The sequence below is a fragment of the Thioalkalivibrio sulfidiphilus HL-EbGr7 genome (assembly GCF_000021985.1).
Lineage (GTDB): Bacteria > Pseudomonadota > Gammaproteobacteria > Ectothiorhodospirales > Ectothiorhodospiraceae > Thioalkalivibrio_A > Thioalkalivibrio_A sulfidiphilus.
Window position 1 is genome coordinate 3,457,975 of sequence record NC_011901.1, and the last position, 6,580, is coordinate 3,464,554.

Annotated in this window: 7 protein-coding genes; all 7 read right to left on the minus strand. The window is 68.8% G+C overall.

The annotated features are described in order from the left end of the window. Positions 1-11 precede the first annotated feature (11 nt). The 7 genes from rsmG to rpmH all read right to left on the minus strand — a co-directional run bounded on the left by rsmG (position 12) and on the right by rpmH (position 6,523). Complete coding sequence (rsmG, locus tag TGR7_RS16625; RefSeq protein ID WP_012639844.1) at positions 12-644, minus strand: 16S rRNA (guanine(527)-N(7))-methyltransferase RsmG; 633 nt, start codon at positions 642-644, stop codon at positions 12-14. Then, positions 641-2,560 carry a tRNA uridine-5-carboxymethylaminomethyl(34) synthesis enzyme MnmG gene (mnmG, locus tag TGR7_RS16630; RefSeq protein ID WP_012639845.1) on the minus strand — a complete coding sequence of 640 codons (1,920 nt, stop codon included), beginning with the start codon at positions 2,558-2,560 and terminating at the stop codon, positions 641-643. The genes rsmG and mnmG overlap by 4 nt, the downstream gene beginning before the upstream one ends. A 71-nt stretch (positions 2,561-2,631) precedes the next feature. Next, positions 2,632-3,972, minus strand: a complete 1,341-nt coding sequence (gene mnmE / locus TGR7_RS16635; RefSeq protein WP_012639846.1) for a tRNA uridine-5-carboxymethylaminomethyl(34) synthesis GTPase MnmE — start codon at positions 3,970-3,972, stop codon at positions 2,632-2,634. Positions 3,973-4,071: 99 nt separating this feature from the next. Further along, positions 4,072-5,745 carry a membrane protein insertase YidC gene (gene yidC / locus TGR7_RS16640; protein WP_012639847.1) on the minus strand — a complete coding sequence of 558 codons (1,674 nt, stop codon included), beginning with the start codon at positions 5,743-5,745 and terminating at the stop codon, positions 4,072-4,074. Positions 5,746-5,752: 7 nt separating this feature from the next. Next, positions 5,753-6,001: a membrane protein insertion efficiency factor YidD gene (gene yidD, locus TGR7_RS16645; RefSeq protein WP_012639848.1), complete on the minus strand. Its 249-nt coding sequence runs from the start codon at positions 5,999-6,001 to the stop codon at positions 5,753-5,755. Further along, positions 5,986-6,348, minus strand: coding sequence for a ribonuclease P protein component (gene rnpA / locus TGR7_RS16650; protein ID WP_012639849.1), 363 nt, complete (start codon positions 6,346-6,348; stop codon positions 5,986-5,988). The genes yidD and rnpA overlap by 16 nt, the downstream gene beginning before the upstream one ends. A gap of 40 nt (positions 6,349-6,388) precedes the next feature. Then, the gene (rpmH, locus tag TGR7_RS16655) at positions 6,389-6,523 is read right to left on the minus strand and encodes a 50S ribosomal protein L34 (RefSeq protein WP_012639850.1); all 135 of its coding nucleotides are present in this window, start codon (positions 6,521-6,523) and stop codon (positions 6,389-6,391) included. Between the last annotated feature and the right edge of the window lie 57 nt (positions 6,524-6,580).

Genomic DNA, 6,580 nt, shown 5'->3' on the forward strand with positions numbered 1-6,580 from the left:
CGACCTGCGGCTCAGTTTCGGCGCAGTTCCACCAGGTGTCGTTCGGCAGACAGTCCCGGCACCCGGATCTGGTGGACGTCCACCACCACCCAGGGTTCGGGCAACGCCTTCAGTTCGTCGCCCGGATCGCGGCCCTTCATGGCGAACATCCTTCCCCCGGCGCTCACCAGGTGCCCGGCCAGGGCCACGAAATCCGCCGTGGCCGCAAAGGCGCGGCTGATGACTGTATCAAAGGGCTCCTCCGGGCGATAGTTTTCCACCCGGGCGTGAACCGCGCTCGCATTCACCAGACCCAGTTCCAGGATGGCCTGTTTCTGGAAACGCACCTTCTTGCCCACGGTGTCCACCAGCACCACCGTCAGCTCCGGCCGGGCGATGGCCAGCGGGATGCCCGGAAGGCCAGCCCCGCTGCCGATATCCGCGATGCGCGAACCGCGTATCCAGGGCAGGACGGCCAGACTGTCGAGCAGATGGTGGGTGACCATCTGCCGGGGCTCGGTCACCGCCGTGAGGTTGTAGGCCTTGTTCCAGCGGGCAAGCAGTTCCAGGTAGGCACCCAGCGGCTGGCCCAGGTTCGCGGGCAGGCCCAGTGCCTCCAGTCCGCGCGCCAGCTCCGCGCGTGCGGCCTCGTCGAGTGCGGTCACGCCCGGGCGCGGCCGTCATCGGGCCGGGGTGACTGCGGCCCGTTGCCCCCCTGGCGCTTGACGTGCACCAGCAGCAGGGACACGGCCGCCGGGGTCACGCCGGGGATGCGCGCCGCCTGGCCCAGAGTGTGGGGCCGGTGGGCGGCGAGCTTCTGGCGCACCTCCATGGACAGGCCGGTGATGGCGGCGTAATCCAGGCCCTCGGGCAGAGCCAGGTTCTCGTGGCGCTGCTGGCGGGCCACCTCGTCCTGCTGGCGCTGGATGTAACCGGCGTATTTCGCGCCGATCTCCACCTGCTCCGCCACCCGGGGGTCCTCCACACCGGGACCGGCCCCTTCCAGGCCCATGAGCGCGGCATAGTCCACTTCCGGCCGGCGCAGCAGATCCAGCAGGTTCTGCTCGCGGCTGAAGGCTCCGCCGATCACCCGCTCGGCGGCCTCCCGGTCCACGCGCTCCGGATCCAGGCGGGTGGCGGCGAGCCGCTGCGTCTCCCGCTCCACCGCCTCGCGCTTGGTGCAGAAGGCGGCCCAGCGCGCGTCGTCCACCAGGCCCATGTCCCGGCCCAGGGGGGTGAGGCGCAGGTCCGCGTTGTCCTCGCGCAGCATGAGCCGGTACTCGGCGCGGCTGGTGAACATGCGGTAGGGCTCGGCGGTGCCGCGGGTGATCAGGTCGTCGATGAGCACGCCGATGTAGGCCTCGTCCCGGCGCGGGCACCAGGGGGCCAGATCGCGCACGCTGCGCGCCGCGTTGAGCCCCGCCACCAGGCCCTGGGCGGCGGCCTCCTCGTAACCGGTGGTGCCGTTGATCTGGCCGGCGAAGAAGAGGCCGGCGAGGCAGCGGGTCTCGAGACTGGGCTTTAGATCCCGGGGATCGAAGTAGTCGTACTCGATGGCATAGCCGGGGCGCGTGATGTGCGCCTGCTCGAAGCCGGGGATGGAGCGCACCAGCTCGAACTGCACGTCGAAGGGCAGGCTGGTGGAGATCCCGTTGGGGTAGACCTCGTGGGTGTCCAGGCCCTCGGGCTCGATGAACACCTGGTGGCTGTCCTTGTCGGCAAAGCGCACCACCTTGTCCTCGATGGACGGGCAGTAGCGCGGCCCCACCCCCTCGATGGCGCCGCTGTACATGGGCGAGCGATGCAGGGCGCCGCGGATGATGGCGTGGGTGTGCTCGGTGGTGCGCGCGATCCAGCAGCTCACCTGCGGCGGATGCTCGTCCCGGGCGCCGATGAAGGAGAACACCGGGCGTGGCGCGTCGCCGGGCTGTTCGGTGAGCTGTGCATAATCGATGCTGCGCCCATCGATGCGCGGCGGGGTGCCGGTCTTGAGCCGACCCACCCGGGGGGCCAGTTCCCGCAGGCGCGCGGCCAGGGCGATGGACGGCGGATCGCCGGCACGTCCTCCGGCATGCTGGACCTCGCCCACGTGGATGCGTCCGCCCAGGAAGGTGCCCACGGTGAGCACCACGGCAGGGGAGCGAAAGCGCAACCCGGTCTGGGTGATGACGCCCGCGACCCGTTCGCCTTCCACGATCAGGTCATCCACCGCCTGCTGGAACAGGAACAGGTGCGGCGTGTTCTCCACCACGGATCGAACAGCGGCCTTGTAGCGTACCCGGTCCGCCTGGGCGCGGGTGGCGCGCACCGCCGGCCCCTTGCGGCTGTTGAGGGTGCGGAAATGGATGCCGCCCCGGTCCGCCGCCCGGGCCATGAGTCCGCCCAGGGCATCGATCTCCTTGACCAGGTGTCCCTTGCCGATGCCGCCGATGGCCGGGTTACAGCTCATCTGGCCGATGGTCTCGATGTTGTGGGTGAGCAGCAAGGTACGCGCGCCCGCCCGCGCCGAGGCGAGTGCCGCCTCGGTCCCGGCGTGGCCGCCGCCGACCACGATCACGTCATAGCTTGCTTCGAATCCCATACATCCGGACCGTATTCGCAGGAAAAGGCTTGGGATTTTACGCCCGGGGGGCCGTCTGCACCAAGGGTCGTCTATTTGCCGATGCAGAAGGTGGAGAAGATCCGGCCCAGCAGGTCGTCGGAGGAGAAGCGTCCGGTGATCTCGCCCAGGGTCTCCTGGGCCAGGCGCAGGTCCTCGGCCACCAGCTCCGGTCCGGCACCGACGGCCAGGGCATCCCGGGCGGTGGCCACGTGACCGGCGGTACGGGTCAGGGCATCCAGGTGCCGGCGCCGGGCCAGGAACAGGCCTTCGCCGCCGGAGAATCCGGCCTGTGCCTTGAGATGCTCGCGCAGGCTGTCCACCCCCTGCCCGTCCTGGGCACTGAGGTAGAGGACCCCGCCCTGCTTGCCCGGCACCCGGCCGGTGAGATCGATCTTGTTGTGCACGCAGATCACCGGCAGATGGCCGGGCAGGCGCGCGCGGATGGCCGCCTCCTCCTCGCCCTCCCCCAGGGCATCGTCCACCACCAGCAGCACCGCGTCGGCGGCCTCGATCTCGGCCCAGGCGCGGCGGATGCCTTCCTGTTCCACCGGGTCGTCGGACTCCCGCAGGCCGGCGGTATCCACCAGGTGCAGGGGCAGGCCATCCAGGCTCACGGTCTCGCGCAGCACGTCCCGGGTGGTGCCGGGGATGTGGGTGACGATGGCTGCCTCGCGGCGCACCAGGCGGTTGAGCAGGCTGGACTTGCCGGCGTTGGGCCGCCCGGCGATCACCAGGCGCAGCCCTTCGCGCAGCAGCGCGCCCTGGGCGGCGCCCCGGATGAGCCGATCGATCCTCCCGGACAGATCTGCAAGGCGCGCCTGCACCTGCGCCTCGCGCAGGATGTCCACGTCCTCGTCGGGAAAATCCAGGGCCGCCTCCACCGAGACCCGCAGGCCGGTCAGGGCATCCAGCAGGGCATTGACCTCGTGGGAGAGCGCCCCTTCCAGGGCGCGTCTTGCCGAGCGCGCCGCCTGGGCGGAGCCGGCCTCGATGAGGTCGGCGACCGCCTCTGCCTGGGCCAGGTCCAGGCGACCGTTCAGAAACGCCCGTTCGGTGAACTCCCCGGGTCGCGCCGCGCGACAGCCCAGGGCCAGGCAGCGGCTGAGCAGCAGGTCGAGCACCACCGGGCCGCCGTGGCCCTGGAGTTCCAGGGTGTCCTCTCCGGTGTAGGAACGGGGGCCGGGGAAGAACAGCGCGATGCCGTCGTCCAGGGTCTCACCCTGTTCGCCCAGGAAGGGTGCGTAGGTGGCGTGACGGGGGGCTGGGAGTCGGCCCAGGATTGCCCTGGCAAGGGCGGCGGTATTTGGCCCGGAGATCCGCACCACCCCCACCCCGCCGAAGCCCGGCGGGGTGGCGATGGCGGCGATGGTGTCTTCAGGCGAGTCGGCCATGGAAGGTCCGGATAGTGTGGGCCGGCCTTCAGGCCGACAGTGATGTGCGCCTGGCCACGCAAGCCGGCCAGAAGGCCGACCCACGGGGTACCAGGCCCATCAGCCCTTCTTGCCGGCCTTCTCGATGTTGCGGGTGATGTACCACTGCTGGGCGATGGACAGCAGGTTGTTCACGAACCAGTACAGCACCAGGCCCGCCGGGAAGAAGGCGAAGAACACGGTGAACACGAACGGCAGGGCCATCATCAGCTTCTGCTGGATCGGGTCCATGGGCGCCGGGTTGAGCTTGTACTGGGCGATCATGGTCACGCCCATGAGGATGGGCAGGATGAAGTAGGGGTCGCGCACGGAGAGGTCCTGGATCCACAGGATCCACGGCGCCTGGCGCATCTCCACGCTCTCCAGCAGCACCCAGTACAGGGCGATGAACACCGGGATCTGCACCAGGATCGGCAGGCAGCCGCCCAGCGGGTTGATCTTCTCCTTCTTGTACAGCTCCATGAGCGCCTGGTTCATGCGCTGCTTGTCGTCGCCGTAGCGGTCCTTGAGCTGCATCATCTTGGGCTGCACGGCGCGCATCTTGGCCATGGAGCGGTAGCTGGTCTCGGAGAGCTTGTAGAACACCAGCTTGATGAGGATGGTCAGGATGATGATGGCCCAGCCCCAGTTGCCCACCACGTTGTGGATCCAGTCGAGCACCCAGAACAGCGGCTTGGCCAGGAAGGACAGCATGCCGTAGTCCACGGTCAGTTCCAGGCCTGGCTGGATGGCCTTCAATGCCGCCTGCTCCTTGGGGCCCACCCAGAAGCGGCTGGTGAACACCGTTTCCTCGCCCGGGGCGGCGGTCTGTGCCTCGGAACGCATGCCGATGATGTGCTCGGGGCGTGCCGGCGTGCCCAGCACCCGGGTGTAGAACTGGTTGATCTCGTGCTCGAAGGGCACCCAGGCGGTCAGGAAGTAGTGCTGGATGATGGAGATCCAGCCGCCTTGCACGTCCTTGTCCAGGGGCTTGCCGGCCATGTCCTCCAGGGACAGCTTCTCGTAGCGCCCGTCGTGATAGGCCACGCCGGTGAAGGTGTACAGGAACCAGGATTCACGGCTCGGGGTGCTGCCGTGGCGGATCTGCCGGTACTGGCGACCCACCCAGGGCTGGTCGCTGTTGTTGCGCACCGCGTGGTCCACGTTGATGAGGAAGTCACCGCGACGGAAGGTGTAGGTCTTGGTGACCTGCACGCCGTCCTCGCTGGTCCAGGTCAGGGGCACGCGCAGCTCGTCCTGGCCATCGGCCAGGCGGAACTCGTCACGTTCTGCCTGGAATATGGCGTGGTGGCTGGGCGCGCGGCCCTCGCCGGAGACCCCGGGCACCCGGTCGTGGATCAGGCCCGACTGGGCCACGTACTGGCGGAAACGCTCATCCAGCAGGCGAATCGGCTGGTCCGGGGTGCGCAGGCTCACCGGGTAGGTGGGCAGGTCGGCCCGCACCAGGTCGCCGCCGCGGGTGTCGATTTCGATATCCAGCACGTCGGTCACCACCCGGATACGGCGGCGGTCCGGCTCCGCCGGCGCGACTTCGGTGGGCGCGTCCACGGCCTCGGAGACCGGCGCATCGGGTACGTCCTGGGGCGGGGCCGGGACACCATCGCGGTCCATCACCTGTTCCTGGGCACCGGGGGCGGCCACCGGCTGGGGGCCGTAATCGCGGTTCCAGGCCTGCCAGATCAGGAACAGCACCAACAGCATCGACAGGTAGAGTACGGGGCGAAGGTTATCCATGGCCGGCCTAGTTCTTTGTGTGGGTCTTTGAAGGGGGGGTGTCGGTATCGGGTACGGGATCATACCCGCCTTCGCACCAGGGATGGCAACGTCCCAGGCGCGTGACGGTCAGCCAGGTGCCGCGCAGGGCACCGTGGCGCTCGATGGCCTCGATGGCATAGCAGGAACAGCTGGGCGTGAATCTGCAGTGCTGCCCGATGAACGGGCTCAGCAGGAGACGGTAGGCCTGTATCAGCAGGATCAGGGGTTTGCGCATGGGGTGCTCAACCTTGCCCAGAATCGCTCCAGGGAGGCGCGGATCCGGGCGTTGTCCCAGCCGGTGACCGCCGGCCGGCACATGACCACCACGTCCACCGGGGCCAGGTGTTGTCTGTGCTGCCTGAATGTTTCCCGCACCAGGCGCTTGATGCGTTGCCGGTCCACGGCGCGCCGGGCGCATTTCTTGGAGATGGCCAGCCCGAGGCGGGCGCTGTCTCCATCGTTGTCCCGCACCAGCAGGGTGAAACCTGCGTCGCTGAGCTTGCGCGCGTCGCCGAAGACCTGCTTGTACTGCTCAGGTCGTGTCAACCGGACGGACCTGGGAAAGCCCTGGTCCACGGCCACGATCAGGATGGTGCTATCAGACTTTCGCAGCGATCAGGCGTCAGGGGCAAAGCCGGACGCGGCCCTTGGCACGACGTGCGGCCAGGACCTTGCGGCCGCCGCGGGTGGCCATGCGGGCACGGAAACCGTGGGTGCGCTTGCGCTTGAGGGTGCTGGGCTGGAATGTTCTTTTCATGGCGTTGGACCGTGTCTGGAGCGCCGGCAGGACACCCCCGCCAGGCCAAAGCCCGCT

Excerpts from the sequence above, each read along its gene's own strand:
- mnmG (WP_012639845.1), bottom strand. The coding sequence starts at position 2,560 with ATGGGATTCGAAGCAAGCTATGACGTGATCGTGGTCGGCGGCGGCCAC.
- mnmE (WP_012639846.1), bottom strand. The coding sequence starts at position 3,972 with ATGGCCGACTCGCCTGAAGACACCATCGCCGCCATCGCCACCCCGCCG.
- yidC (WP_012639847.1), bottom strand. The coding sequence starts at position 5,745 with ATGGATAACCTTCGCCCCGTACTCTACCTGTCGATGCTGTTGGTGCTG.
- yidD (WP_012639848.1), bottom strand. The coding sequence starts at position 6,001 with ATGCGCAAACCCCTGATCCTGCTGATACAGGCCTACCGTCTCCTGCTG.
- rpmH (WP_012639850.1), bottom strand. The coding sequence starts at position 6,523 with ATGAAAAGAACATTCCAGCCCAGCACCCTCAAGCGCAAGCGCACCCAC.